This is a genomic window from Sporanaerobacter sp., assembly GCF_047830725.1.
Lineage (GTDB): Bacteria > Bacillota > Clostridia > Tissierellales > Sporanaerobacteraceae > Sporanaerobacter.
The window spans coordinates 2,026,527-2,052,211 of the sequence record NZ_CP181252.1 but is presented as its reverse complement, the minus strand read 5'-3'; the positions used below and the strand labels follow the sequence as shown (position 1 = coordinate 2,052,211).

Annotated in this window: 35 protein-coding genes; all 35 read right to left on the bottom strand. The window is 29.6% G+C overall.

Going from position 1 to position 25,685, the window contains the following annotated elements; genetic code table 11:
• Positions 1-15: 15 nt before the first annotated feature.
• Positions 16-840 carry a phospho-N-acetylmuramoyl-pentapeptide-transferase gene (locus ACFWUA_RS10285; protein WP_416197930.1) on the bottom strand — a complete coding sequence of 275 codons (825 nt, stop codon included), beginning with the start codon at positions 838-840 and terminating at the stop codon, positions 16-18.
• A 4-nt stretch (positions 841-844) separates the two neighbouring features.
• Positions 845-1,525, bottom strand: a complete 681-nt coding sequence (locus tag ACFWUA_RS10280) for a glycosyltransferase family 2 protein (protein ID WP_416197929.1) — start codon at positions 1,523-1,525, stop codon at positions 845-847.
• An 11-nt stretch (positions 1,526-1,536) separates the two neighbouring features.
• A complete protein-coding gene (locus ACFWUA_RS10275; protein ID WP_416197928.1) occupies positions 1,537-2,421 on the bottom strand; it encodes a copper transporter in 885 nt (294 codons plus the stop codon).
• 11 nt (positions 2,422-2,432) lie between these two features.
• Positions 2,433-3,554: a putative cytokinetic ring protein SteA gene (gene steA / locus ACFWUA_RS10270; RefSeq protein WP_416197927.1), complete on the bottom strand. Its 1,122-nt coding sequence runs from the start codon at positions 3,552-3,554 to the stop codon at positions 2,433-2,435.
• A 138-nt stretch (positions 3,555-3,692) separates the two neighbouring features.
• The gene (gene spo0A, locus ACFWUA_RS10265; RefSeq protein ID WP_416197926.1) at positions 3,693-4,505 is read right to left on the bottom strand and encodes a sporulation transcription factor Spo0A; all 813 of its coding nucleotides are present in this window, start codon (positions 4,503-4,505) and stop codon (positions 3,693-3,695) included.
• A 124-nt stretch (positions 4,506-4,629) separates the two neighbouring features.
• Positions 4,630-5,958, bottom strand: a complete 1,329-nt coding sequence (gene spoIVB / locus ACFWUA_RS10260) for a SpoIVB peptidase (RefSeq protein WP_416197925.1) — start codon at positions 5,956-5,958, stop codon at positions 4,630-4,632.
• A gap of 179 nt (positions 5,959-6,137) precedes the next feature.
• Entirely contained in the window at positions 6,138-7,835 is a 1,698-nt protein-coding gene (gene recN, locus ACFWUA_RS10255) for a DNA repair protein RecN (RefSeq protein ID WP_416197924.1), read from the bottom strand.
• A gap of 14 nt (positions 7,836-7,849) precedes the next feature.
• A complete protein-coding gene (locus tag ACFWUA_RS10250; protein ID WP_416197923.1) occupies positions 7,850-8,302 on the bottom strand; it encodes an arginine repressor in 453 nt (150 codons plus the stop codon).
• A gap of 34 nt (positions 8,303-8,336) precedes the next feature.
• Positions 8,337-9,140, bottom strand: coding sequence for a TlyA family RNA methyltransferase (locus tag ACFWUA_RS10245; RefSeq protein ID WP_416197922.1), 804 nt, complete (start codon positions 9,138-9,140; stop codon positions 8,337-8,339).
• Between the two features lie 17 nt (positions 9,141-9,157).
• Positions 9,158-9,760, bottom strand: coding sequence for a CNNM domain-containing protein (locus ACFWUA_RS10240; RefSeq protein WP_416197921.1), 603 nt, complete (start codon positions 9,758-9,760; stop codon positions 9,158-9,160).
• Between the two features lie 685 nt (positions 9,761-10,445).
• On the bottom strand, positions 10,446-11,315 hold the full coding sequence (locus ACFWUA_RS10235; RefSeq protein WP_416197920.1) for a polyprenyl synthetase family protein: 870 nt from the start codon (positions 11,313-11,315) through the stop codon (positions 10,446-10,448).
• 3 nt (positions 11,316-11,318) lie between these two features.
• Positions 11,319-11,552 carry an exodeoxyribonuclease VII small subunit gene (xseB, locus tag ACFWUA_RS10230; protein WP_416197919.1) on the bottom strand — a complete coding sequence of 78 codons (234 nt, stop codon included), beginning with the start codon at positions 11,550-11,552 and terminating at the stop codon, positions 11,319-11,321.
• Positions 11,539-12,765, bottom strand: coding sequence for an exodeoxyribonuclease VII large subunit (gene xseA, locus ACFWUA_RS10225; protein WP_416197918.1), 1,227 nt, complete (start codon positions 12,763-12,765; stop codon positions 11,539-11,541). The genes xseB and xseA overlap by 14 nt, the downstream gene beginning before the upstream one ends.
• Before the next feature lies 1 nt (position 12,766).
• Positions 12,767-13,732 (bottom strand): hypothetical protein, encoded by a 966-nt coding sequence (locus ACFWUA_RS10220; RefSeq protein ID WP_416197917.1) that lies wholly within the window; start codon positions 13,730-13,732, stop codon positions 12,767-12,769.
• Entirely contained in the window at positions 13,725-14,138 is a 414-nt protein-coding gene (nusB, locus tag ACFWUA_RS10215; protein WP_416197916.1) for a transcription antitermination factor NusB, read from the bottom strand. Before nusB ends, ACFWUA_RS10220 begins: the two co-directional genes overlap by 8 nt.
• A 47-nt stretch (positions 14,139-14,185) precedes the next feature.
• Entirely contained in the window at positions 14,186-14,422 is a 237-nt protein-coding gene (locus tag ACFWUA_RS10210; protein WP_416197915.1) for a DUF2273 domain-containing protein, read from the bottom strand.
• A 20-nt stretch (positions 14,423-14,442) separates the two neighbouring features.
• Positions 14,443-14,991 carry an alkaline shock response membrane anchor protein AmaP gene (amaP, locus tag ACFWUA_RS10205; protein WP_416197914.1) on the bottom strand — a complete coding sequence of 183 codons (549 nt, stop codon included), beginning with the start codon at positions 14,989-14,991 and terminating at the stop codon, positions 14,443-14,445.
• Positions 14,992-15,050: 59 nt separating this feature from the next.
• The gene (locus ACFWUA_RS10200; protein ID WP_352404851.1) at positions 15,051-15,446 is read right to left on the bottom strand and encodes an Asp23/Gls24 family envelope stress response protein; all 396 of its coding nucleotides are present in this window, start codon (positions 15,444-15,446) and stop codon (positions 15,051-15,053) included.
• A gap of 73 nt (positions 15,447-15,519) precedes the next feature.
• Positions 15,520-16,179, bottom strand: a complete 660-nt coding sequence (locus tag ACFWUA_RS10195) for a SpoIIIAH-like family protein (protein WP_416197913.1) — start codon at positions 16,177-16,179, stop codon at positions 15,520-15,522.
• Positions 16,180-16,191: 12 nt separating this feature from the next.
• Positions 16,192-16,776, bottom strand: coding sequence for a sporulation stage III protein AG (locus ACFWUA_RS10190; RefSeq protein ID WP_416197912.1), 585 nt, complete (start codon positions 16,774-16,776; stop codon positions 16,192-16,194).
• Between the two features lies 1 nt (position 16,777).
• A complete protein-coding gene (spoIIIAF, locus tag ACFWUA_RS10185; RefSeq protein WP_416197911.1) occupies positions 16,778-17,407 on the bottom strand; it encodes a stage III sporulation protein AF in 630 nt (209 codons plus the stop codon).
• An 11-nt stretch (positions 17,408-17,418) separates the two neighbouring features.
• A complete protein-coding gene (gene spoIIIAE / locus ACFWUA_RS10180; protein WP_416197910.1) occupies positions 17,419-18,600 on the bottom strand; it encodes a stage III sporulation protein AE in 1,182 nt (393 codons plus the stop codon).
• A gap of 12 nt (positions 18,601-18,612) precedes the next feature.
• Positions 18,613-18,999 (bottom strand): stage III sporulation protein AD, encoded by a 387-nt coding sequence (spoIIIAD, locus tag ACFWUA_RS10175; protein ID WP_416197909.1) that lies wholly within the window; start codon positions 18,997-18,999, stop codon positions 18,613-18,615.
• Between the two features lie 15 nt (positions 19,000-19,014).
• Positions 19,015-19,212: a stage III sporulation protein AC gene (spoIIIAC, locus tag ACFWUA_RS10170; RefSeq protein WP_416197908.1), complete on the bottom strand. Its 198-nt coding sequence runs from the start codon at positions 19,210-19,212 to the stop codon at positions 19,015-19,017.
• A gap of 13 nt (positions 19,213-19,225) precedes the next feature.
• A complete protein-coding gene (locus tag ACFWUA_RS10165; protein ID WP_416197907.1) occupies positions 19,226-19,756 on the bottom strand; it encodes a stage III sporulation protein AB in 531 nt (176 codons plus the stop codon).
• A 13-nt stretch (positions 19,757-19,769) separates the two neighbouring features.
• Complete coding sequence (gene spoIIIAA, locus ACFWUA_RS10160; protein ID WP_416197906.1) at positions 19,770-20,747, bottom strand: stage III sporulation protein AA; 978 nt, start codon at positions 20,745-20,747, stop codon at positions 19,770-19,772.
• A gap of 109 nt (positions 20,748-20,856) precedes the next feature.
• Complete coding sequence (locus ACFWUA_RS10155) at positions 20,857-21,204, bottom strand: CD1247 N-terminal domain-containing protein (protein ID WP_416197905.1); 348 nt, start codon at positions 21,202-21,204, stop codon at positions 20,857-20,859.
• A 35-nt stretch (positions 21,205-21,239) separates the two neighbouring features.
• Positions 21,240-21,797 carry an elongation factor P gene (gene efp / locus ACFWUA_RS10150; RefSeq protein WP_416197904.1) on the bottom strand — a complete coding sequence of 186 codons (558 nt, stop codon included), beginning with the start codon at positions 21,795-21,797 and terminating at the stop codon, positions 21,240-21,242.
• Between the two features lie 28 nt (positions 21,798-21,825).
• Positions 21,826-22,257, bottom strand: coding sequence for a type II 3-dehydroquinate dehydratase (aroQ, locus tag ACFWUA_RS10145; RefSeq protein WP_416197903.1), 432 nt, complete (start codon positions 22,255-22,257; stop codon positions 21,826-21,828).
• A gap of 65 nt (positions 22,258-22,322) precedes the next feature.
• Complete coding sequence (locus ACFWUA_RS10140) at positions 22,323-22,838, bottom strand: shikimate kinase (RefSeq protein WP_416197902.1); 516 nt, start codon at positions 22,836-22,838, stop codon at positions 22,323-22,325.
• A gap of 19 nt (positions 22,839-22,857) precedes the next feature.
• The gene (locus tag ACFWUA_RS10135) at positions 22,858-23,124 is read right to left on the bottom strand and encodes a late competence development ComFB family protein (protein ID WP_416197901.1); all 267 of its coding nucleotides are present in this window, start codon (positions 23,122-23,124) and stop codon (positions 22,858-22,860) included.
• 12 nt (positions 23,125-23,136) lie between these two features.
• Positions 23,137-24,048, bottom strand: coding sequence for a hypothetical protein (locus ACFWUA_RS10130; protein WP_416197900.1), 912 nt, complete (start codon positions 24,046-24,048; stop codon positions 23,137-23,139).
• A gap of 134 nt (positions 24,049-24,182) precedes the next feature.
• Complete coding sequence (locus ACFWUA_RS10125) at positions 24,183-24,776, bottom strand: PilW family protein (protein ID WP_416197899.1); 594 nt, start codon at positions 24,774-24,776, stop codon at positions 24,183-24,185.
• A complete protein-coding gene (locus ACFWUA_RS10120; protein ID WP_416197898.1) occupies positions 24,730-25,170 on the bottom strand; it encodes a type II secretion system protein in 441 nt (146 codons plus the stop codon). Before ACFWUA_RS10120 ends, ACFWUA_RS10125 begins: the two co-directional genes overlap by 47 nt.
• Positions 25,167-25,640 carry a pilus assembly FimT family protein gene (locus ACFWUA_RS10115; protein ID WP_416197897.1) on the bottom strand — a complete coding sequence of 158 codons (474 nt, stop codon included), beginning with the start codon at positions 25,638-25,640 and terminating at the stop codon, positions 25,167-25,169. The genes ACFWUA_RS10120 and ACFWUA_RS10115 overlap by 4 nt, the downstream gene beginning before the upstream one ends.
• Between the last annotated feature and the right edge of the window lie 45 nt (positions 25,641-25,685).

The following is a 25,685-nucleotide window of genomic DNA, read 5'->3' as shown; positions in this document are numbered from 1 at the left end:
CAGCTTAAAACCCTCCTATCTTCCTAAATTATCAATATATCTTAAAAACTTATTTTTTTCAATTAGCTTTGAAAATGAAACAAATTCTGAAAGCATTTGAACTATAATCAAAGCAATTAAATAAATTATCTTTATTTTTAAATCATGAGTAATTGCACAATAAGTACCTAAAGTTATTCCTAGAGAATTTGAACCTACATCACCCATCATAGCATTAGCTTTTAAATCTATAGGCAAATACTTAAACAATATACCAAAAAAAGAAAATAACAAAATACTTAAATCATTGTACCAAGAAGTAATCAATAAAATTATGGAAACAAGTATAAATACTTTAGAAGCTCTTCCTGGTCGCAAATCAAAGAGATTGATAAGATTGGTGAACAAAGCAATAAGCAATGTATTTATTATTATTTCTATTACACTATTAGAAATATAGAGAGAGATTATTAAAGCAGCTAAAAAACCTACACTTGCTTTAAGCCCCCCTGTAGTCAATTTACCATTTAATAGAGATTTTATATGTCCTTTAAATCCTTTAATATTTTTATCTCCCACCAAATCATCTAAAAGTCCAACTAGGCCAATAAGAATAAATGTAATCAAGTAAATCAACACATAATGCCTCAAACCTTCTGATATAAATAAATTCATTAAGCTTAAAGTAATAGTCTGTACGATAATAAATAACAAACCCATACTTGAAGGTATCTCTTCATTTTTATAGTTAGTACACAAGCAATTGTTTTCTTTTAGCATATTTAACAAAAATGGTGTTCCTATAATAGAAAGTATCATACTAATAAAAAAACTCAAAATACTAATTTTATAAACTTCCATGAACTCACCTTCTAAAAAATAATACTATAAGCGTACCCAATATGTCAAAAAACTGTTTACCTCTATGAACAAAATCTTTAAATGTCCTTCCTGTTTCTCTATGCCTCATATTTACTTCCACTTCTTTAATGGAAAAACCATTTCTTAATGCTCCCACAGTCATAGCAACTTCTATACCATATCTATTTGGAATATAGTAGATGCTATTTATGACATCTTTTTTATATACTCTTTGTCCAGAAAGTGTGGTATCTAACTTTTCACCTGTATACATATATACCCCATTCTTTGCTAATCTTTTTACAAATCCAAAACCACCTTTTTTTAATGCTTTAGGAAATTTTGCAATAGTCACATCTGCTTCATTGTTAATTACAGGATATATAAGTTTTTCAATTTCAACACTAGTTTTACCTAAATCCCCATCCACCAAAACTAAATAATCAAATTCAATTTCACTTATAGCTTTTTTTATAGCATATCCCTTACCTCTATTTTTGTCTAATTTTATGAGGTTTATATCTAAATTATTCAATACTTCCACAGTATTGTCAGTAGAACCATCATCTACTACTACTATTTCATCAATAATGTCTATTTCTTTTAATTTTTCTATGGTGTCTAATATTGTATCCTCTTCATTATATACAGGTATCACAGCTATAACTCTTCCACTACACTTCATACTATCTCTCCTCATTCTAAAATAACATCACTTGGATTGGGAATCAAACTTTCTGCGCTAGGCTTTACACCATAATATCCTGGTCTGCCTTCCATAGCCATAATTAAAGCAACCTTTCCAATAACAGTATCGACATTATCTACTGTGGATATTCTATAGTTCTTATACTCACTGATATAAGAAAAATTAACTTTAGTTTTTTCTATTCCAATAATAGGTGTTTCTGATCTTTTGCTAACCTCTACTATCTTTCTATCTAAATAATTTATTCTATCAAAATCTTCTTTTTCGCTTCCACCTGCTATAACAATATAATCCACAGGTTCATCTGCACTACCAACCATATTTATTAATCCATATTCTCCATATAATTCTATAATCTCTTTATTATTTCCAGATATAATTGCATTAGTTAAATCTTCTATGCCTTTATCAATAATGTTTCCTTTTATTTCTATATTTTCTTCTCCATTTGAATATATTTCTTTTAATAATTCTTCATTTAAAAACTTGTCCTTTATTGTCACAATACTAACTACATCTGCCCCAGCCATACCCAAAGTTTTACCTATTCCTGAATAAATATATTCATCATTAGTCTCAATTATAGCTACTTTTAAACCTGCTAATCTATTTTTTATGATTTCAGGATAAATCAATTCACTAAAATTTGCATATTGAGAATTTTCCAATTCTAAAATATCCACTTCATCCTTTAAATTTTGATTTTCCTCTTTTAAATAGTCAAATTTTTCTTCTAATTTTGTGACCAAATCATCTCTTTGCTCCTCTATAAATTCATTTGCATCCAGTGAAAACCCAATATAAATTCCTATGGCTAATGCCAAAAATATTGAAACAATAGATATTACATAAAATTTCATATTAGGAATCAAAATATCGCCTCCTACACTCCAAACATTATTTTAAGTCTTATCTTAATAAGTTGCATTAACTCTTTCATAGGAGGAAACATTATTGTAATAACTATGATTGGAATTAACGCAGCAATACCAAGACCTATTACATGTCTTAATTTTAAATGACTTTTATAAAGCTTATTGACTCCCTTTGCATCCACTAATTTAGAGCCAACTTTTAATCTAACTAAAAAAGTACTCGCCATCCCATTTCTGCCTTTTTCTAAAAAATCTATCATATTGTTATGAGTCCCCACAGCAACAATTAAATCAGCATTATTGGCATAAGCAAGTAATAATGCTATATCCTCGCTAGTACCTGGAGAAGGAAAAACAACAGCATTTAAACCTAATTTTTTTACTCTTTCAAGTCCAGGTGCTTCTCCATTCGTATATGCATGTACTACTATCTCTTTGCTCATTTTTAAACACCTATCACTAATGCTATCCATGTCTCCAATGACCATATCTGGGATATACCCAAATTCTAAAAGTGCATCTCCTCCACCATCAACTCCAATTAAAACTGGATGTACTTCATGTATATAAGCTTGAACTGTTTCCAAATCTCTTTTATAGTCTTTTCCCCTAACTACTACCAATACATGTCTATTATTCATCTTAGTCTTAACTTTAGGAATTGGAACTTTTCCGGTCACAAGTCCCTTTTCTTTTTTAGCATATTCTAAAGTATTTTCAATAAATCTATCTAATTCTTTTTCAAAATTTTCATACCCAATTCCCAATAAATATTCGATTCTTTCACTATCAAGCAAATTACATTTACATATAACTTTTCCATTCTTAATTATTTCTTCATCAGATATCTCTATTGTCTCTCCTTCTTTGATTAACTCAAATAAATCAGTATCACAAACTTCAAAAATTGGAATTCCAGCTTCCAGTAAAATAGAAGGTCCTTGATTTGGATATCGTCCACTTATAGTTTCTTCAGTGTTTATTATACACTTAATTTTTGACTCAACTAGCGAATTAGCTGCAATTTCATCTAAATCTTTATGTGCAATCAAAGCTATGTCCCCTGGCTTTAACCTTTTAATGAGATTTTTCGTTCTTTTATCTTTTTTTACTTTGCCCTTTAAATACATTTTAATCCTCCAAATCTATTATTTATATAGTATTTCCCTATATAAATAAATAATCCAATTTGAATACATAATCTTTCTATTTTATTATAACATAAAAATATAGCCTCATGAATAATAACTATTCACAAGGCTATATTTTTACATTTTATTTTCTGCCATTTCCTGTTCTAATCTCAATTTATCAGCAACCATTGCAATAAATTCACTATTAGTTGGCTTTCCTTTGTCGGTATGAACAGTATAGCCAAAAATACTATTAATAGTATCAACCTTTCCTCTACTCCAAGCTACTTCTATAGCATGTCTAATAGCTCTTTCTACTCTACTTGGTGTAGTATTATATTTTTCTGCTATAGAAGGATATAATTCTTTTGTCACCGCGCTAAGCAATTCAACATTTTCTACAACCATTGTAATAGCTTCTCTCAAATACAAATATCCTTTTATATGAGCTGGAACACCAATTTCATGAATGATATTAGTTATTTTAGCTTCCATATTCATACTATTATCAACAGTTCCCACAGTTTCTTTTGGAATATCTATATATTTTTTAGAATTGATCTTCTTAATAGGAATATCTGCAATTTCCTTTAATCTCTTAATGAATATATCAAAATCAAAAGGCTTAACCACATAATAATCAGCTCCCAGCTCTATAGCTTTTTGAGTGATTCTGTCTTGTCCTACAGCTGACAATACTATAATCTTTGGATATTTATCCAATCTCATAGTATTTATTTGTTCTAATACCCCTAATCCATCTAAATGTGGCATAATAATATCCAATATTAAAACATCTGGTTTTATTTCTGGTATCATGTCCAGTGCTTCCAACCCATCCTTTGCAAAACCTAAAACTTCAAAATCCTCCTGTTTTTCTAGATATTCGTTTAAAATATCACAAAATTCTTTGTTGTCATCTGCAACTAATATCTTAACTTTCTCCAAAATAATTACCCCCCTGTATGTATTCTATAATATACTTTTATTTATTCGACAAAGAATTTTTATTTCCTTCTAGTTTTCCATTTTTTATCTACATTTTTTAGAAAAGGCTTCCATTGGAAGCCTTTTAATAATCAAGTAAACCTTTTTTTGTTTCTGCAAATTCACTTTTTGTTTTATAATTAAAATCTGCTTGTTTCAACATCCAATCTATATATATCCCATATCCTTTTGTAGGATCGTTGACAAATACATGGGTTACAGCTCCTATTAACTTTCCATCTTGTATTATGGGACTTCCACTCATTCCTTGTACAATACCGCCAGTTTTTTGCAACAATTTTTTATCTGTAATTCTTATTATCATACTTTTTTGCTCTGGAAAAGGCTGACTTTGTACTTTAACTATTTCAATTTCATACTTTTGTACTTTATTGTCATTAATAGTAGTTAAAATATAAGCTTTTCCTTCTTTAACTTCTTCTTGAAATCCTACAGGTAAAGGTTTTAATTTATTGTTTTCTAAATTATTCTCATATAGCTTTCCATATATTCCAAACTCAGTATTGCTTGTTATATCCCCTAAAGCATCTTGAGTCTCATAAAAAGCTCCTTTTATCTCTCCAGGACTTCCTTTACTTCCTTGTTCAATTTCAGATATTCTAGCACTCATTATTTTGCCATTCTCTATTTTTAGCAATTCTCCCGTATCTATATCTGTAATTCCATGGCCTAAAGCTCCAAAAATTCTTGTATTCTCATCGTAAAAAGTTAAAATACCTATACCAGCTGTTTTATCTCTCACCCATATACCTAATCTATAGCAATTGTCCTGAATACTCTTTCTAGGTCTTACTTGAGTAGTAAACTGAACATTATTTCTTTCAATAACTATATCTATAGTTTCATTTTTTATACTATTTAAAAGTTCTACAACATGTTCAGCATCTTTTACTTTTTCCCCATCAATCTCCAATATACTATCTCCGACTTTTATTCCCCCATCTTTGGCAGGACTATACCTTTTGCCATCAACTCCTATAATATCTGTTACTGCTACTACTAGGACTCCTCTAGTATTCAATCTAACGCCAATAGAATTCCCTCCAGGCGTCAAATAAACTCTTTCTAATACATTTACTTCAATATCTCTTACGGGAATTATTCCAAGCAATTTAAGCTGCAATTTTGCTATACCAGATTGAATACTATCAAATTCATAAGATTTTTTTAACGACAGGGTATTTTGGCTACAAGATTCACAATCTACAACATCATTATCTTGCAAAATCTTTATTGTAAAAGGAAAAAATACATCAAAAGCTTTTTTATCTCCTTTCACAATATTGATTTTATCAGGATAACAACTGAAAATACACAATTGAAATAAACAGAAAGCAATCACAATAGTCAAAATTATAGATAATTGTCGTTTATATCTTGAATACTTTTGCAAGTAATATCACTCTCCCAATTTTCCCCTTTTTCATACTCACCTCCAAAAAATATTATTTGCAAATATAATTTAGCCTTTTCTTCGCATATTTATTCTCAGTAATTATTAATGATTATGTAAAGTAAAATAAATTTTGCCTTTATAATGAAAAAACACTTTATACTTAAGTATAAAGTGTTTCAACGATTTTTTATTTTTACAGCCAAATTCAACATTTCTTTAGCATGCATTTTAGTTGTATCAGTCAAATCAACGCCTCCAAGTAGTCTTGACAATTCTTCAATTCTTTCTTCAAAAGATAATTTTTTTATTTGAGTAACAGTTCTACTCCCACATATATTTTTATAAATTGAAAAATGAGTATCAGCCAACGCAGCTATTTGAGGTAAATGTGAAACGCAAATAATTTGGTGTTTCTTTGAAATATTGGCGATTTTTTCTCCAACAACTTGAGCAGTTCTACCACTAATTCCTGTATCAATTTCATCAAAAATAAGACATGGTATCTTGTCATACTCAGCAAGTATGGATTTAAAAGCCAACATTATCCTAGACATTTCTCCTCCCGATACTATCTTTGACAATGGCTTTAAATCTTCTCCCGGATTTGTTGATATCAAAAATTCTAAATTGTCAAAGCCCTCAGGTGTAAAATGGCTGTACTTTTTAAAACTCACTTTAAACAATACATTGCTCATATTGAGTTCTTTCAATTCTTCTGAAAGAGACTCTTCAAGAATTGATGCTATTTCTTTTCTTTTATTAGATAATTCCTCACATTTAGCCTCTAACAATTTTTCTATCTTTTCTATTTCATTTCTAATATGACTAATTTCCTTTTCGTTGTTCAATAGTATTTGAAATCTTTCATATATCTCATTTCTATAGGTAATTATTTCATCGATATTGTTTCCATATTTCTTTTTTAATTTATTTATAGTATCTAAACGCTCTTCTAAAAAAGCTAATCTTTCTTCATCTACAGTAATATTATCTAAATAATATCTCAAATCTCCAGATAAATCCTGCAACTCAAAACCTATACTTGTAAAACTTTCATAATATTTTTTTATTTCAATATCTAGATTTTTAATTCCACCAATCAATGAAATGACTCTATTTATAGCATCAATTATAGAAAATCCTTCATATTCTTTGGATTGAAGAATATTTAATGCTTCACTGATATTTGATTCAATTTCTTTTATATTTGACAATTTGTTATATTCCCTTGCAATTTCTTCCTCTTCTTCTTTTGATAATTTTGCACTATCTATTTCTTCTATTTGATATTTTAACAAATCAATTTCCCTATCTTTTTCTATTTCGTCCATAGACAAATCTTTTAATTTTTTTCTCTGAAATACAAGTTCATTGTAATATATATATATATCTTCCTTCAAACTTCTAAAGTTAGAATCTCCAAAAGAATCAATAATATGTATGTGATTTTCTGAATTTAACAAGGATTGATGTTCGTGTTGCCCATGTATATCAATTAAATACTTCGTAACATTGTTAAGCATTCCAAGAGTTACTGTTCTACCATTTATTCTCGATATACTTCTACCAGTTGAATATACCTCCCTAGTAATTAATAAATAGTCATTTTTTTCATTTTCTATGCCATATTCATCTAAAATTTTATTAATTTCAATAGGTTTTTCCAAATAAAAAAGGCCTTCTAAAATAGCCTTGTCACACCCAGTACGAATTAAGTCCTTATTTGCCCTTCCGCCTAAAATCATACCAATGGCATCTACTATTACTGATTTTCCAGCTCCTGTTTCTCCTGTCAACACATTGAAGCCTTTTGAAAAATTTATATGCAATTTTTCAGCAACAGCAAAATTTTCAATATTTAACTCAACAAGCATATTAATACCCCCGTTTAATTGAGTAATTTTTGAAAAGACTTAATTATAATATCAATATTTTCTATATCACCAATAGCTACAAAAATTGTATCATCACCAGCTATGGTGCCTACAATTCCTTCAATCTTTAGAACATCTATAGCAGAAGCACATATTTGAGCAGCACCAGGCAGTGTTTTTATAACTAAAATATGTCCTGCCACATCAAAATTAACTATTGAACTTTTAAATATTTTTATCAATCTATCTGTGGTGCCTTCCACATTATCATCAATAACTGCATATTTATATTTTCCACTATTAGTTAAAACCTTGACCAATCTCAATTCTTTTATATCTCTTGAAATCGTAGCTTGGGTAATATCGATACCAGACTTTTTTAAGTAATCGGCCAATTCTTCTTGGGTTTCTATCTCGTATTTTTCTATTAATTCCAATATTCTCCTTTGTCTAGCGTACTTCTTCATAATTTCCTCCTTGATTCGGATAGCCTTCATAAAATTACAACATTGTGTGCGAATTAGCAACAACTTCTTCAATCAATTTTTCAATGTTTTTTTCGTCAATGTTTCCACACTTTTTTAAATGAAATAGATATTCTATATTTCCTGTACCACCTTTTATAGGCGAATAAGTAATATCTTTGACAAAAAGGCCTGTGTTTAAACAAAATCTATAAATATCTAAAAGTACTTCTTTATGCACTTTTGGATCTTTTATTATTCCTTTTTTACCAACCTTGTCTCTTCCAGCTTCAAACTGAGGCTTAACCAATGAAACTATTTCACCATTGTCCGAAATCAATTCCATAGCCACTGGCAAAACTAGTTTTAACGATATAAAAGATACATCGATTGAAGCAAAATCAGCTAGTTCTCCAATATCTTCTTTAGTTACATATCTTATATTGGTTCTTTCCTTCAATATCACTCTTTTATCCTGTCTCAGCTTCCAATCTATTTGACCATATCCTACATCAATAGCATATACCTTTTTGGCCCCATTTTTAAGCATACAATCTGTAAATCCACCTGTAGAAGCTCCTATATCTAATGCAACTTTATCCTTTAAATATAAATTAAAACATTCTATTGCCTTTTCCAATTTAAGTCCCCCTCTACTCACATAGGGAATTAAATCGCCTTTTATGACAATAGAGCTATCTACATTCACTTTTTCACCAGGTTTATCAATACGCTTATCATCAACAAATACTATACCTTCCATGATGAGCCTCTTACCTTTTTCTCTCGATTCAACTAAATTTTTTTCTACAAGAAGTATGTCTATTCTTTCTTTACTCATACAATCTCTCCTAAGTATTATCTAATTCCATTTTTCCTTTTTCCCTCATGCAAAATATTCATCTTAAAATTATTTTCGATAAATTTAAGCATTTTAGATATCTGAAAAATAATTTTTTCAGAATTGTCCATTGCTATTCCCTTGCCTATAGCTTTGCCCCCAACAGTAAAGGAAGCAATTAAAGCCGTAACTATGATACTCAACATAGTAGCACTTTTAAAATCATATCGTTCAATTAGCTTATAAATAATTGTCGTTCCAGCTGCTCCACTAATAATTCCACAAATATCTCCAATAACATCATTGCAAAAATTTGAAACTTGCCCAGCGTTCCTGATTAATTTAACCGCATATTTAGCTTCTTCGACTTTATTTGCTGCCATAGCATGAAAAGGTTTCTCATCAGAAGCAGTAACGGCAATACCTATAATATCAAATATAATCCCTATAAATATTATGACTATTAGTATTAAAAAGGCTGCTAATATATCAAGATTAGACATTAAATTTTCTGTAATTAAACTAAAAAAAACTGCCATCAAAAAAGTCCAAAATGTTGTAATAAAAATCCACCTTCTATTCCGCTTTCGCGGAATGCTGTCATCATCTTTCTTTTTCATCTATTACTAACCCTCCAATTCATAATAGAACAAAAGCTGATAGCAAATGCTATCAGCTCACACGAGTGGCGATATGTTAAGTAAATCTTACGGCTTAAGGTCTAGCAGGATTTCCCAGACAGCAACTGAATGTCGCCATATCAGCGGTTTCCCTTTAATACTGTCTCTACTCTGTCGCCAAAAGTAGAACTAGATTACCACTTAGTCCGCACTGTAATCCTTAACACATCTCCCTTGGTAGAACAGTCTAGGAGTTTTCCTCAACAGCCATTCTATTCCTTAGCCTCTTTTGCAAAACAGGTTTCGACAACAAAATTTTATTTTCTTCGGGCCCTTCCGAAAATAAAATCGAACTTGTCATCTGCCTATTTCACTCAAGGCAGGCTACTCTGCATGTAATAATTAGTTACATAGCAGGTTTATCTTGTCATATTGCCAAAATGACAAGTCTCCACGAAGGTAGGGTCAACGCCCACATGCCATTGTGGATCGCCCCATCCTTCTTACTCCCAGAAATAGCCCCCGACTGGGCGTCGAAAGCCAAAACCAGGAACTTCATCGATATGCCCTTTGACGGATTTTTAGCCCCGCCTTCAGGAATAGTTGCGCTGACTAGAATACTGTGCCACTCTAAGCCAAACATATTATAGCATAAATTTTCATAGATTTCAATTTCAAAAACATATTATTTGTTCCTATAAATTAAACAATTTGCAAATTCTACTAAGAACATAGTATCTTCATCCTCAAATATTTTTAAAGCTTCTTGTGCATTTTCGCTCAATCTTTTTACCTCTTTTTCAGCTTCGTCTAAAGAATGATAAGTTAAATAAGTAGTTTTATTTACTTTTTCATCACTATTCTTATCCAAAATATCATCTCTAATTTGAAATGCAATACCAATGGAATTGCCATATTGTCTCAAAGCTTCTATTTCTACAGCATTCCCCCCTCCTATAATGCCTCCAGATACAACTGAAGCTTCAATAAGAGCTGCAGTCTTGCATTCATACATAAATTGTAGTTCTATTTCATTTATACCCTTTTTATCGGATAAAATATCAACAACTTGACCTCCGATCATTCCATCCACACCTGCAGCATTGCATATCTCCTTAAAAGCTTTAGTATATTTGTGGAAACTTTCTTTATCATTAGATTTGCTTAAAATATATTCAATCATTATTTCATATGCTAAATTTAAAAGTCCATCACCTGCCAAAATTGCAATAGCTTCTCCGAATACCTTGTGATTAGTTGGATTTCCCCTTCTAAAATCATCATTGTCCATAGCTGGTAAATCATCATGTATAAGTGAATATGTATGTATCATTTCCATAGCCAAGGCAAAAGGTATTGCTTCTTCATAATTCCCACTTATCATTTGACAACTTTTTAAAAGCAATATAGGCCTTATTCTTTTACCACCTGTAAAAAGGCTATATTTCATAGCTTCAAATATCTTCTCCTGATATCCTGATTTACCTATAAACAAACTATTTAATTCATCATCTATAACTGATTGTATTTCTAAAATTTCTTCTGTTAAATTCATCAATTAGCCCTCCATTTGAAAATTTTCTTCTATTTCCACCCCTTTTTCATCTTTTAATATAATCTTAATTTCTCCTTCAACTTTGTTCAATTTTTTTGACAAGTATTGGTACAATTCGATACCGTTTTTGAAATAATTAAAAGCTTCTTCTAGAGATAAGTCTTCATTCTCAAGTTTATCAATTATTTCTTCAAGTTTCTTTACTCCCTCTTCATAAGGCATATTATTTAAATTCATTCCTAAACTCCCCTTTATTAATTTTTACCACATTCCCTTCAATCATACCATTTTTTAATATTACAGTAAATTTTTCGCCAATCTTTAAATTATCCACTGTTTTAACGATTTTTCCACCTTTATCTAGCAAAATTGAATATCCTCTATTTACAGATGACAATGGACTAAGTAAATTCAATTTATCTCCTAATTTTTCAATTTCTCTATAATAAGCCTCTATCTTAACATTGAAATTTTTATTTAAATCTTTAAACAAATTATCTATATACTGTCTGTTTTGATTTAATTTAATCTCAGGATTGTTGTAATCTAGTTTATTTTTATAATATTCTAATTCTCTAAATTTGTATTCTTTAAAAGCCAAAATATTAGTAATCAATTTATCGTAATCATCATCTAGACTATATTTTAAACTATTTAATTCTGGCACTGCCAATTCAGCTGCAGCCGATGGAGTTGGAGCTCTTAAATCAGCCACAAAATCCGCAATAGTAAAATCTGTTTCATGACCTACAGCAGATATGATTGGTTTTTCTAAACTATACATTGTTCTTGCAAGAGATTCGTCATTGAAAGCATATAATTCTTCAATAGAACCCCCACCTCTACCTGTGATGATAAGGTCTATATCTTCTCTATTGTCAAAATACCTTATACCTTCTATGATTTCTTTTGGAGCTCCTTCTCCTTGAACCAAAACTGGATATACTATTAAATCGGCTATAGGAAACCTTCTCTTTATGACATTAATTATATCTTTAATAGCCGCACCAGTAGATGAAGTAACAATTCCAATTTTTTGAGGAAATCTAGGAATACTTTTTTTATGAGATTCATCAAAAAGCCCTTCTAATTCTAATTTATTTTTTAATTTATTAAAAGCTATATATAAATCTCCTATACCAGATTCCCTAATATTTTTTACATAAAACTGATAATCTCCATCTCTTTCAAAAACCGATATATAACCTGATGCAATAACTTTCATGCCATCCTTCAAATTTATGTCAACACATTGATTGTCACTTTTAAACATCACACATCTCATTCTGCTCTTTTCATCTTTCAATGAAAAATACATATGGCCACTATAATGATGTTTGAAATTAGAAATTTCCCCTTCTACACATAAATTGGTCAATATAAAATCACTAGCTAGCACTCTTTTTATGTATTGATTTACTTCACTTACCTTTAAAGGCTTACCAGACATACTAAAACCCCCACATATGACCAGTTTTTATTTTGCTCAAATAAGATACTCCTATGGCATTGTCCGAACAAAAAGATCTTTCTGGAACATATATATTTATACCTTGAGTATGTAAATCGTTCTTAAGATTTTCCCTTATGAATAAATTAGAAGCCACTCCACCTACTAGCAATACATCATTTATATCATGTTTTCTACATCCATATAAAATTATTTTTTCTAAACTCAAGTAAATTGTATTGAATAAAGTTTTAACTATATCTTTCTTTTCATACCTTCCAATATCAATTAATCTATTGAAAAAATTCTCATATCCAGAAAAATTAGCCCAAGTATCTTCTATTTTTAAGGCCAATCTTTCATCAACTATATCGCCATTTTGAGATATATTATCCATTTTACTACCACACGGAAATGTTAAGCCTAATTTGACACCAATTCTATCAATAAGCTGTCCTATACTTATATCAAGAGTACCCCCCACTATATCTATATTCAAATTATCTTTGTTGTTGTCTACAAGGAGCAATTCCGTAGTTCCTCCCGATATATGAAACGCTAAAAAATTGTCTTTTTTCTCAAGAGGAGAATTCATCATACCTGCTCCAATATGACCTTCTTGATGACTAAATTCTTTAAAAGGAACACCTAAGATTCTAGATATAATATATGCCTGTCCTTTACCCACTGTAAAAACAGGCATATATGATCCTTCAATGTTTCTTGGTTTTCCACTGGTAGATACAGATACTATCTTTCTAGTTTCAACTGATTTAGCCAATTCATCCAAAATTAAAGGTAAATTCTTTATATGTTTAAAAACTGCTTCCTGTTGCCTTAATCCCTTTTTATTTTTTTCCACTTCTAAAATCTTTCTTAAATCAAATACAATATCATTATTTTCATCAACAACTGCAACAGAAGTAGTATATGCACTTGTATCAATTCCCAAATAATAATTATTCATCATTGCTCATCTCTGTACGTACAAAACTGCCCAGTACACCATTGACAAATTTTGCCGATTCTTCTGTGCTATATTTCTTGCATGTTTCTATAGCTTCATTTATACAAACTTCCATTGGAATATCTTCTCTAAATTTGAGTTCATATATTGCTATTCTTAAAACAGATAAATCGACTTTTGCTAATCTATATATCTTCCAGCCTTTTATATGTTTTTCTATGATTGCATCAATTTTCCCTAGATTATTCGTGATTGTTCCCACTGCATGATTTATATATTGGATTTCATCATCTGCGAATTCGTGTTCACTTATGTATGTATTCATACTATCATCAGAATAATCTTTATTGATTTCCATCTGAAACAATATTTTCATAGTTTCTTCTCTTGCTACTTTTCTACTCATATCTTTCCTCCTCGAATATAAGCTAATATTAATTTATTGATTTAAGTTTATTTTTCCCTACCTGGAGGAAGTATCCTATCCAATATTTCCCTGAAATCCTCTTGATTATCTTTTTTCTTTCCCAAATAAAATCCAAACCAAGTACACAAAACTATAAATAGAGTCCTAAAAAAACCAATAGTTAGTACAAGTATAGCAATAATAAATCCTATTATAGTGCCAATGGTTTTCCCTTTATTTTCTTCCACTATTTGAATGAATTTTAAAAATATCTCCTTAGCCACCTTCAAAACACCTCTACAAATTATTTTACAACTCTAGTTGGTGCTGTTACGCTGCTAATTTCAACTCTAACTTCACTTACTTCTACTCCTGTACATTTTTCCACATGATCCTTTACTTTATCCTGAAGTTCAATAGTTGTTTCAGGAATATTTATTTCAGGTGACACTTCACCTTTTAAATATATAGTTAAAACTCCCTCAAAAACATTTACTGTAGTTTTCACATTTTTTATACCTGTGAATTTATTAGCAACTGATTCTACCAAACCTTCAACTGTTTGAGTTGAGATTTTTAATTCTCCAAAGTTTGTATGTCTAATCAAGAAAGCTTCCTTCTTAGATTTTTTATTTCCTTTAACACCAGAAACTAAAAATCTAATACTCACTAATAAAAAAGCCAGTCCTACAATTGAATATACATAATTGCCTTTCATAGATTCCAAATATCCAGTCATACTGTTTATTGACAAAAAATCAAATTGATCAAAAGGAAATAACATTAACAATATAGAAAGTACTGCAAGACAAAAAGTATATATTGTTAAAATCAATCTATCTATGATATTCAAATTTCTCCTCCTCCTAAAAAATACTAAATTTACCCTCTGGATGTTCAGAGGGTAAATTTTTATTTAACTCTAGATTCCTCTTCCACTTTTTCTTCTTTAGGTATATTTACACCTTGAACATTTACATTTACTTCAACAACATCTAGTCCCGTCATAGTTTCAACAGCATTTTTTACATTTTCCTGTATAGATTGAGCTACTTCTGAAATTCTAGAGCCATAATTTATTACAACAAAAAGATCTATTGCACACTCTTTTTCTCCTACTTCTACTTTTACTCCTTTAGACAAACTTTTCATTCCAAGTGCTTCTGTAATACCACTGGTTACACCACCACTCATACCTGCAACTCCATCAACCTCAGTGGCTGCTAAACCAGCTATTATAGCTACAACTTCATTAGCTATTTTTACAGAACCATATTCCATTCCTTCATTATCAATAGCATCTACCATTTTTGCCCACCTCCAATTTAATAAGATTATATAAGTTTATTATACCAGAAGTAAGGCTAGTTTACAAACATTTCTAAAGTTTTTTCATTATTTTTATATTAGAGGAATCGAAGTTTGTTTCACTTTTTACAATTTCTAATATTTTAACTACATCCTGCTCTGTTAACTCATCTGTAGACACTACCACCTTTACTCCGTCCTCTTTTAAAAATACCAGAGCTTCTTCAAATCCTTTTGCCTTAATAAGTCCTTCTATATATAACTCCTTTTCTGATAAATTTCCCAATCTTATCATTTCATTTTGAGCTTTTGTTATCATTTCACTACTACTTTTTTCATCTTCTACGATTTCTTTCAATCTTTCAACTAAATTTCCCCTCATCTTATCCCTTGCCAATCTGTATTCTATAAAATAGTTGTTGCTTTTTAAATTTTCCTCTCTACTTAAAGTTTCTTCTATGCTAGAATTTATGTCTTCTGTCAATTGAGATATGTTTTCTTCATTATTTCCCTCAACAATTTCCACTTCACTTTCTTCGTTTTCAGATATAGCTTCTATAATCGACTTTTCTTCATTGTTTGCTGCCTTTTCCATCTCCATTTCTTCATGCTTTTGATATTCACTAGCAACTTTTGACATGGATTTTTGAGTAAGTTGATGATTGACATATCCAGTCAATACCAATAGACAAACTAAAATTGCTATTATAGCTGGCTTTTTCATACTAAACATAAAAATTCCCCCTTAATTGCTAGAATATACTTCTACTTTATTCCCAGATATACCCAAAGCCGTTTTAACTGCTTGATACAATTCTTCTTTTATTTCTATATTTTCTGCTCCTTCTGCTACAACTATAACCCCTTTAACTTTAGGTTTTATCTCTTTTAAGACTATTATATTTCCTTCACTTCCTCTAGTAACAACTTGAATAGAAGAATCCTCTCTTATTATCTCTCTAACACCTCCTTGTGAATCTTTTTCACTTGTCTTTTCTTGATTTTGAGTTGTATTCATAGCTGGTATTTTTTCAGTAGTTTCTTCTAATGTTATCATCACTTTTACTTTTCCAACTCCCTTTATTTCTCCTAAGATGTTTTCTAATTTTCTTTCAAGGAGCATAGCATAGTCCTCCATATAGTTGTTCTCTATAACTTTCTCCTTATTTTCATCTTTCTTAAATACATCTTCTTGTGATTTATCAGCTTTAAATACACTTGCCGCAATCAGTAACATAGTTCCAACAATGAGTATTATTAAAAGATTATTCATAAATTTTTTATTTGTGATTTTATCTGAGATTTGCTTATACTTTTCTTTAAAGTTCATTTTATTCACCTGCCATTTTTCTATTTAAGTAAACTGAAATTCTATCTGTAGGCAAATTGTACTGTTTAGAAATGATATTTACTATTTTTTCGCTATCCTTTAATTCTTCTCTATTCAGTGTTTTGTTATTGTTCAATTTTACACATACTTCTTTTGTATTATCTACTTTAATTATATCTTTATCCTTTATGTCTTCTTCTTTGTATTCCAAAACTAACTCTATTTTTTTTATTTGTCCATAATCTTCATCTTCCGTGTCCTCAACAATTAAAACATTTAAAACTGACACTTTATAGTCAGAATTGTACTCTATTTGATCTTTTATGTCCTCCTTTAGTTTGTTTATATATACACTAGTTATCTGATCTTGCTGTAAAGCCTCTATACTATCACTTTCTTTGTATTCATTATTGAATCTATTTATACTTGTAAAAATATTTCTTTCTATATCTATATCTTTATTTATAAATTTTATGAATGGATTTATCACTACTATAATGATTAAAAAACCAATTATCATATCTATAAACCGCTTCATATTTCCCTTTGGAAGTACTATTTCTAAAAATGATATAAATATAGACATATATACTATATCTATCACCCAATTCTTTATAAACTCTATTGTCACAATCTCACCACCTACCTCAACATCATCGAAATATTTCCAGCCTCAACTATTATAGTGATAGTTATAAAAAACATCATAGAAACTGAAATTATACTGACAAGTATCAATACAAGTGATTTACTCACCTCATTTAAACTATCTCCAATTCGCATAGTAGAAATAGGTTCTATAAGTACTATAAGAACTTTGTATATGAATATTAGTGCAACTATTTGAATTGTTGGAAAAACACATATTAAAAAGAGTGCAAACAATCCTATACCCCCAACAGCATTTTTTAGTATGAGAGAACAACCTACTACAGTATCCATGGCATCCGATAAGAATTTCCCTACAACAGGTATAAACTTATCTACTGCAAATTTTGCTGTTCTTGCTGTAATACCATCGACCTTTGAAGCTACACCATATACAGACATAATTCCTATAAAAACAGTCAGTGAAACTCCAAGAATTGTAACAACTATTTGTCTCATAAGCTCGGACAATTTTGTAAATTGAACTTTTTCAGAAATTCTACTTATAATCCCTACGATAAATGAAAAAAATATTAATGGAAATATTATATCCTTTATAAGTATGCCAATTATATTTACAGTTCCCAATACCATTGGATGAAAAATAGCATTGGTAATTGTTCCTCCTACAGCAACTAATAGAGTTAATAAAATAGGCAATATTATTTCCATAAAATTAACCATTTTGTCTACAGTACTTTGTCCAAGAACCATAATTGTTGCAAAACTCTTAATGACTATAGTTGTTATAAGTATATAACATATATAGTAGGCCAATTCTCCAACACTATCTTTTTCAAAAGAAGTCTGCAAATTAGTTAATACTGCACACATAATAGTTATTGCTAATATTTGTATAAGTAATGACAAATTTTCAATTGCTTCATTAAAAAACAGTTTTCCTATTCCCTGCAGTATATCAAAACTATCTATAGTTCTTTCGCCTTTAATAATTGAACTAATAAATTCTTTAAGAGTAATCTTAGGAAAATATCTAAAAGACTCATTTTCTAAATCCACAATTGTCTCTTCAAGTTCCTTTAAATTTAAGCTCTCAAACTGTTCTATGATAAATCCAATATTTTCATCTTTTGATTTAATTTCATCTCCATAACCATGGAGGGGTAAAAAAATAATTAAAAACATTATAAAAATAGCTATCCTTTTATTTTTCATATTTACTCACCTTTAAGGCAAAATTTCAAAAATTAAATCCATCAAAGCCATCAAAATAGGTATAGCCAATACCATTATAATCACTTTGCCACCTAATTCAATTTTAGATGCAATAGACTCTTCTCCAGCATCTCTCGATATTTGAGCACCAAATTCAACAATGTATGCAATTCCAATTATCTTCAATATTGTAGTAAAAAATACAAAATCTACATCTGCATTTTTAGCCATATTTGTTAGTACTTGTACAACGATTTTAAGCTTATCCGCCACAATATAAAATATGACTATACTGGTAATTATACTGGTCAATACAGCAAATTCCGGCTTATCATCTTTAAGCAACATAATCATGACCGTAGCTACTATACCTATGACTACTATTTGCAATGCTTCCATTTCATCACTTCCTATCTAGTACAGTTGGAATAAGGTCTTTATATCACTAAATAACTGACTTATATATTTTAGAACTATTCCAAGTACTAGTACCACTCCTAAAAGAGTTGTTATAAATGCAAATTCTTCTTTACCTGCCTTGTCAAGTACCATGTGCAAAACTGCAGTCAATATACCAATACTGGCAATTTTAAAAATCAAATCTACATTCATGCTTTTCTCTCCCTTATATCAAAATAACAACTATAGCCAATCCTGCCAAAAACCCTAAATTTTTAAACATCTTCTCATTTTTATCTTTTTCAATTCTTGCCTCGTCTTCCAATGTTTTTATTTGAGTAAGAATTAATTTGAAATTTTTTTCTTGATCTGTTCTATCTGAGGATCCTATGGATCTTCCAAGAGTCATAAACATTTCTATATCTTCATTTTTGAAATTGAGTTCATTTTTCATTGTGTCGCCAACTGACAAAAAAGAATCAAAAATTGTACATTCTCTATCTTTATTTAATTTTTCTATTATCAATCTAAATATATAAGATACTTTTTTATTTCCCTTGTTGTAAACATTCATAAATGCTTCAGGCAAGGGATTGGCTCCATATATTATTTCGGTTTCCAATAGCTTGATACAATTTTCTAAATATATAAGATTTTCCAATCTTTCTTTATAACTTTTCCCATATATATATCCCATCAAGCTAGTGGAAAATAATACAAGTATACTACCTGTCAATTTTAATTTTAATATAAGCATATTTTTACCTCTTTCAATAGAAAATTGATTTAAATGTACATCCATCTATTATGTCACAAATTGTTCCTACTCCTTGAGAATTATCCATAATGATGATTCTTTCAAATATTTTTCTTTCTATTATTTCTCCAAGGCCATTCTTAGTCAATATATCTTCTAAATCCTCACCATGAACAGTAGAAATAAGTTTTATCCCAGCCTTTAGTGCCTCATTTATAGCTTTTATATCCTCATAACCACCAAGTTCATCTGTAGCAATAACTTCTGGAGACATAGAACGGATAAGCATGATTATGCCATCACTTTTAAGGCAACCATCCAATATATCAGTTCTCATTCCTACTTTTTTTTGTGGTACTCCATTATATACTCCTGCTATTTCTGATCTTTCATCTACAACTCCAACCTTCATCCCTCTAATATTTAATTCAGGAATACCATCACTAATATTCCTGATTATATCTCTTAAGAGAGTGGTCTTGCCACACTGCGGCGGAGACACTATCAATGTATTGTAAATTGAATTGGGGTATTTTATTATATATTTCATTATCCTATCAGATATGCCTATTTTTTCTCTAGCAATTCTAATATTTAACGATGAAATATTTCTTATAGTTTCAACTCCCTTAGAGTTGTATACTGTCTTGCCTGCAATCCCTACCCTATGACCTCCTCTTAAAGTTATAAATCCGTTTCTTATTTCTTCCTCAAAAGCATATATAGAATAATTACTTATAATTTGAAAAGTTTTATTTAGCTGTTCTCCTCTTACAACAAAACCTTCTTTTTCATATTTTGACAATTGGCCTTTACTTGAAACATAGTAGTCCTTAGCTTCTCCTGAAATCATCAAGGGTTTTTCATTTCTAATTCTTATCTCCTCTATATTTGCTTTTTTATTATCTGGAATTTTGTATAATATGTCACTGATTTCAGGATCCAAATATTCTAGCAAATAATTAAATATCGCTATTTCATTATTCTCCATAACATGTCCTCCTTTCTAATATATAGTATGTCCAAGGTTAAATAATATGCTTTTATTTTTAAAAAAATAAGGTCTGAAACACAATTGTGTTTCAGACCTTAAACAATTTTTATTCAATGTCTATATCTTCTGGTGAATGGTTTGAACATTTTTCATCACATTCACAAAAATCTTCATCTTCCATGTAGTCAAAGTCATCATCATCAAAATATAAGTCATCATACTCATCTAAAAATCCAAATACTTCTTCTTCCACATCCGCTAAATCTTCATCCATATAGCTTACATACTCATCAACATCGTCTATTTTCTCATCCACTTCACCCAAGGCATTGGCAAAATCATCAAGGACATCAATGATTTGTAGAAGAAGTTTACCTTCTTTGCTAGATTCTTCTATTCCTAGTCCATCAGCCAAACCCCTTAAATAAGAAACTTTTTGAAACAATTCATTCATTCTAATCCCTCCTTAAGTTTTATTTTAATTATTCCCTAAACTCTTGACAAATACTCACCAGTTCTAGTGTCAATCTTTATCTTGTCACCTTCATTGATGAATAGTGGAACATTAATAACAGCACCTGTTTCAACAGTAGCTGGCTTTGTAGCTCCAGTAGCTGTATCACCTTTGACACCAGGTTCTGTATGTGTTATTACAAGTTCAACAAAATTTGGTGGCACAACTTCAAAAGCCTTACCTTGATAAAATCTGATGATAGCTGTATCATTTTCTTTGATGTACATTATAGCTTCTTCCACATCCTCTTTAGCTAATGGCAATTGTTCATAAGTTTCATTGTCCATGAAGTAATACAATTCTCCATCATTATATAAATACTGCATCTCTTTAGTTTCAATATGTGCCTTTGGATATTTATCATTTGGATTGAAAGTTGTTTCCTTTGTTGCACCACTAATTACATTTTTTATTTTGGCCCTTACAAATGCTGCTCCTTTTCCGGGTTTAACATGTTGGAAATCGATTATTTGATATACATCTCCATCCATTTCAAAAGTTACACCTTTTCTAAAATCACTTGCTGAAATCATTCAAAAAACCTCCTACTAAAAATTATTTCTACTTTAAATTTTTAAATGCTTCTAAGGCTAAAATATAACTATATGGTCCAAATCCTGTTATTTGTCCAGAACAAACTGGAGCAATAACAGATGTTTTTCTAAATTCCTCTCTTCCATATATATTTGATAAATGTACTTCAATAACAGGAATTTCAAGAGCTTCTATCGCATCTCTTATAGCTATACTATAGTGAGTATAGGCACCTGCATTTATTATAACACCATCATATTCTCCATGCAAAGCTACATGGAGTTTCCCCAATATATCTCCTTCATAATCTGATTGAAAAATATCCACTTCATATTTAAACTCATGAGCTTTATTTTCAATCATAGAATTTAGTTCATCTAAAGTTCTATCTCCATAATACTTTTTATTTCTATAACCTAAAATATTCAGGTTTGGACCATGGATCACTAGTATCTTCATTTTATGCCCTTCTCTATTCTTCTTTTTCATTTTTATTATAGCAATCCTTTCATGTTACTACAAGACTAATGTTTATCATAATAAAAAATTATTTCATCCCCTATACTTTCAATAGATTTATCATCTACATCTATTATGTAATCACAAGAACTGTAATATAGCTTTTTTCTCTCTAAAAAAAGTTTTTTTACCTTTTCATATATATCTTCTTCATTCATAAGCAACGGCCTATCTACATCTGATGAATTTAAATTTCTAACAATAGTTTCTATTTTCCCATTCAAGAAAAAAATTATACCATTTCTCCTAAGTGCATGAATATTGTCCTTTCTTAATACTATCCCTCCACCAGTAGAAATTAAAATATTTTCTTTGTCAGCTATTTCTTTGACAACTTGAACTTCAATAGTTCTAAAAAAATCTTCTCCATAAATGTCAAAGGTATCTTTTATTGACATACTTGTTTTTTCTTCTATCAAATCATCAGTATCAATTTGAACAATATTTAATTTTTTTGATATGTATTTACCTATTGTTGTCTTTCCTATACCACTAGGGCCTATTAAAACTATATTTTTCATATTGTCACCTATAGAAATATTAAGAATGTTGAGGCTTCCTATTTACTTTTTCAATAGCCTTGGCAACTTCCTTCACAACATCAGCTTCAAATTGTAAATTCAAATTATTTGCTCTCTCATATAGCTCACCTTTTTCAGTTACAACATATTTAGGTGGCAAATGATTTAGTGCTATTGCTGCTATGTCCAATCTGCATTTTTCACAATCACATATATCTTTTCTTGTTTTTAATATTTTATCTATGGCATACTTAACTTCATCTTCCATAATATTATATAATTTCATTTCTATCACCTTTCATTGCATAATAGAATTTTCTTTAATTGCGTAAATTTCAGGTTCAACAAAATTAGATAGATATACACCATATTTTTCTACTATGCCTAATTTATATTCCAAACTAGTCTGACTTTCAATTGATTTTTCATTTCCTCTATAATTGTTCAAAATGACAAGTCCGTTTATCTCAGGTTTGTCTTCGGAAAAAACTTCTAATTCTCCATCATCAATTAAAATTATACCATTGAAAGCAATAGCATCAAATATGTTTAAATCACCCTTTACATATATTATTCCATTTAAATCCCCATTGTCAAATTTGTTCTCATTTATAATAGATATTTGGCATTTATCTCCATCAGGTTTGTTGACTATAATAAAAACTTCATTTTTGTCTAAAAAATCTTGATGCACAGGAATATCCTTTTCATAACGGTAATAATCAATTCTAATTTTACCTTCTCCTAGAATACATATATTTACTTTGTCAAAATTAGAAGACTCAATACATTGAATTTTATTCTCAAAATCATACAATTTAAAATCATCAAATATATCTTTAAAAAACTCTTCATCTTCTACATTGTTCTTCGATATTATTGACCCATTGTTTATGTATTTAAAATTTATGATATTGAACATTCCAGTAGCAGTTTTTTCTATTGAATCATAAATACCCGTAGATACAATTTCACCTTTCAATATACCATTTTCTCTATGTATATTTGTCACTTTTACATAATTTGTATCACCCGAACTAAAGGAAATATCCTTTAAAAATATTTTACCTTTGTCTCCAATGTTTCCCTCATGCCCATATTTAATATAATATTTCAACATTGGAATTAATTCTTCTCTGTAATATTTATCTTCATTAAAACATATATATATCTTGTCTTCGGCTCTGTAAGATGATTGAGTGCTTTTCAAACTTGTGCTTACTATTAAGCTGTCCAAGTAGACAGAGTATACAAAAAAAATTAGCTACAATCATTACAAAACTCCAAATAAGCACTGCTAATATAATTATTGATCCATCATTTTTTGTCATATAAACACCTCTACTAGTAGCTTACAGGGCATCTTATATATATTTCTATATTGAATCTCATTTCTCTTCCCATGTCCCCAGACAATAAAATATTTAGTACTATTTTTTTATTTTTAAAATCTATATAAGTTCCATCAATAGATTTTACATTTGAGGCAATAGTATTGACTCCATTAAAAGAAGAAAACCTTATGGCATTTATATTTGGACCTTCTGCTGTAACTCTTTTAAGGCTATTCCCATCTTTATAGTAAAGTATATATTTATATATGTATTTGTCATCACTAAGTTTCTTCTCCAATGTTTTCAAAACAAATCCAACATTATTTTTGAATTTGTCATTTAAACCCTTGAATTTAACTGTAGATATGATTTCATCCGAAGTTTTTATTTCTTGCTTCATATATTCAATAATATATCTACCATTTAGAGATAAATCATTTCTTTCTTCTTCAATTAAATTTATATTTATACAATAATTAAATACAGAATAAAAAGCCAAAGCTAAAATAGAACTAGCAGCTAATCCTGCAACAAGCTCAATCAATGTAAAACCTTTTTTATCTTTTTCTTTTAGGTTTTGGAATATAAGCTTCAAGAACCACATCTTTTATCCTCTCGCTATTTTCTTTTGAGGTAATATTAACTCTTATTTTCCATAGGTTTTCATTTTGATTTATTTTATTTATCTTAATCAAGTATTTATATTCTTCTCTATCAAATATTGGCAGTTCTACTTCTGCTGTAGTTTCTCTACAAAACCTTTCCATTAAAATTTTCAATCTCATATCCAATATGTATTCATCATTTTCACTATCAAATTCAAAAGCCTTTATTCTTTCTAAAACAGTTTCTGCAAAATATTTCATATCATTTTTAGTTTCTAGCAGATATAAATTATTTTGTGCAGAATTTATAATTGGAAAAAAGGTCACTGATATAATCCCCAATAGAAACATCCCCAACAATACTTCCAATAGTATGAATCCCCTACGATTCATTTGGCCTCATCTCCATCAATATAAATATTGACTTTTCCAGTTGCAACTTCCACTGTTAATTCAATTTTCTTTCCTTTTCTACTCTTCATATTTACCGTTCCCGCCTTTGAAGGTGCTCCTGTAGGAGTAAAACATATACTACCGTGATTAGGATTTGGGGAATTTGCGAAAGTTGTATCTATTAGTTTCAGTCCACTTTCCATAGATTTCTTTTTTATCATACTTCGTTCTTTGTCATATTTATATATAGTATAATAATTTTCTTTGGGGTAAATTTCCACACTATACCTTCTGACATCAATTATAGCCATATTTCTGGCAAAAATAATATCATTTTTAAATTCCAGTAGTTCCTTTCTTTCTTTAGTATTAATTAAGAATTCATCCCTTGGTGCTGCAATAGCCAAAACAATGGACAAAATAGCAAGAGTTATGACAATTTCTATTAATGTAGTCCCCCTAGACCTCATTTTCATCATCTCTAATTTGGTTTTAGATATAATTCTACATAAAAA

Excerpts from the sequence above, each read along its gene's own strand:
- aroQ (WP_416197903.1), bottom strand. The coding sequence starts at position 22,257 with ATGAAGATACTAGTGATCCATGGTCCAAACCTGAATATTTTAGGTTAT.
- ACFWUA_RS10250 (WP_416197923.1), bottom strand. The coding sequence starts at position 8,302 with ATGAAGAAGTACGCTAGACAAAGGAGAATATTGGAATTAATAGAAAAA.
- ACFWUA_RS10190 (WP_416197912.1), bottom strand. The coding sequence starts at position 16,776 with ATGAACTTTAAAGAAAAGTATAAGCAAATCTCAGATAAAATCACAAAT.
- ACFWUA_RS10200 (WP_352404851.1), bottom strand. The coding sequence starts at position 15,446 with ATGGTAGATGCTATTGATAATGAAGGAATGGAATATGGTTCTGTAAAA.
- ACFWUA_RS10135 (WP_416197901.1), bottom strand. The coding sequence starts at position 23,124 with ATGAAATTATATAATATTATGGAAGATGAAGTTAAGTATGCCATAGAT.
- ACFWUA_RS10240 (WP_416197921.1), bottom strand. The coding sequence starts at position 9,760 with ATGAAAAAGAAAGATGATGACAGCATTCCGCGAAAGCGGAATAGAAGG.
- ACFWUA_RS10165 (WP_416197907.1), bottom strand. The coding sequence starts at position 19,756 with ATGCTTATATTAAAATTAAAATTGACAGGTAGTATACTTGTATTATTT.
- ACFWUA_RS10120 (WP_416197898.1), bottom strand. The coding sequence starts at position 25,170 with ATGAATCGTAGGGGATTCATACTATTGGAAGTATTGTTGGGGATGTTT.
- xseA (WP_416197918.1), bottom strand. The coding sequence starts at position 12,765 with ATGTCTGGTAAGCCTTTAAAGGTAAGTGAAGTAAATCAATACATAAAA.
- spoIIIAA (WP_416197906.1), bottom strand. The coding sequence starts at position 20,747 with ATGGAGAATAATGAAATAGCGATATTTAATTATTTGCTAGAATATTTG.
- ACFWUA_RS10235 (WP_416197920.1), bottom strand. The coding sequence starts at position 11,315 with ATGAATTTAACAGAAGAAATTTTAGAAATACAATCAGTTATAGATGAT.
- spoIIIAD (WP_416197909.1), bottom strand. The coding sequence starts at position 18,999 with ATGGAAGCATTGCAAATAGTAGTCATAGGTATAGTAGCTACGGTCATG.
- spoIIIAE (WP_416197910.1), bottom strand. The coding sequence starts at position 18,600 with ATGAAAAATAAAAGGATAGCTATTTTTATAATGTTTTTAATTATTTTT.
- efp (WP_416197904.1), bottom strand. The coding sequence starts at position 21,797 with ATGATTTCAGCAAGTGATTTTAGAAAAGGTGTAACTTTTGAAATGGAT.
- ACFWUA_RS10220 (WP_416197917.1), bottom strand. The coding sequence starts at position 13,732 with ATGAATAATTATTATTTGGGAATTGATACAAGTGCATATACTACTTCT.
- ACFWUA_RS10155 (WP_416197905.1), bottom strand. The coding sequence starts at position 21,204 with ATGAATGAATTGTTTCAAAAAGTTTCTTATTTAAGGGGTTTGGCTGAT.
- ACFWUA_RS10245 (WP_416197922.1), bottom strand. The coding sequence starts at position 9,140 with ATGAGTAAAGAAAGAATAGACATACTTCTTGTAGAAAAAAATTTAGTT.
- ACFWUA_RS10125 (WP_416197899.1), bottom strand. The coding sequence starts at position 24,776 with ATGTGGTTCTTGAAGCTTATATTCCAAAACCTAAAAGAAAAAGATAAA.
- nusB (WP_416197916.1), bottom strand. The coding sequence starts at position 14,138 with ATGAGTAGAAAAGTAGCAAGAGAAGAAACTATGAAAATATTGTTTCAG.
- ACFWUA_RS10115 (WP_416197897.1), bottom strand. The coding sequence starts at position 25,640 with ATGAGGTCTAGGGGGACTACATTAATAGAAATTGTCATAACTCTTGCT.
- steA (WP_416197927.1), bottom strand. The coding sequence starts at position 3,554 with ATGTATTTAAAGGGCAAAGTAAAAAAAGATAAAAGAACGAAAAATCTC.
- xseB (WP_416197919.1), bottom strand. The coding sequence starts at position 11,552 with ATGAATTTAAATAATATGCCTTATGAAGAGGGAGTAAAGAAACTTGAA.
- ACFWUA_RS10195 (WP_416197913.1), bottom strand. The coding sequence starts at position 16,179 with ATGTTTAGTATGAAAAAGCCAGCTATAATAGCAATTTTAGTTTGTCTA.
- ACFWUA_RS10140 (WP_416197902.1), bottom strand. The coding sequence starts at position 22,838 with ATGAAAAATATAGTTTTAATAGGCCCTAGTGGTATAGGAAAGACAACA.
- recN (WP_416197924.1), bottom strand. The coding sequence starts at position 7,835 with ATGCTTGTTGAGTTAAATATTGAAAATTTTGCTGTTGCTGAAAAATTG.
- ACFWUA_RS10285 (WP_416197930.1), bottom strand. The coding sequence starts at position 840 with ATGGAAGTTTATAAAATTAGTATTTTGAGTTTTTTTATTAGTATGATA.
- spoIIIAC (WP_416197908.1), bottom strand. The coding sequence starts at position 19,212 with ATGAATGTAGATTTGATTTTTAAAATTGCCAGTATTGGTATATTGACT.
- ACFWUA_RS10280 (WP_416197929.1), bottom strand. The coding sequence starts at position 1,525 with ATGAAGTGTAGTGGAAGAGTTATAGCTGTGATACCTGTATATAATGAA.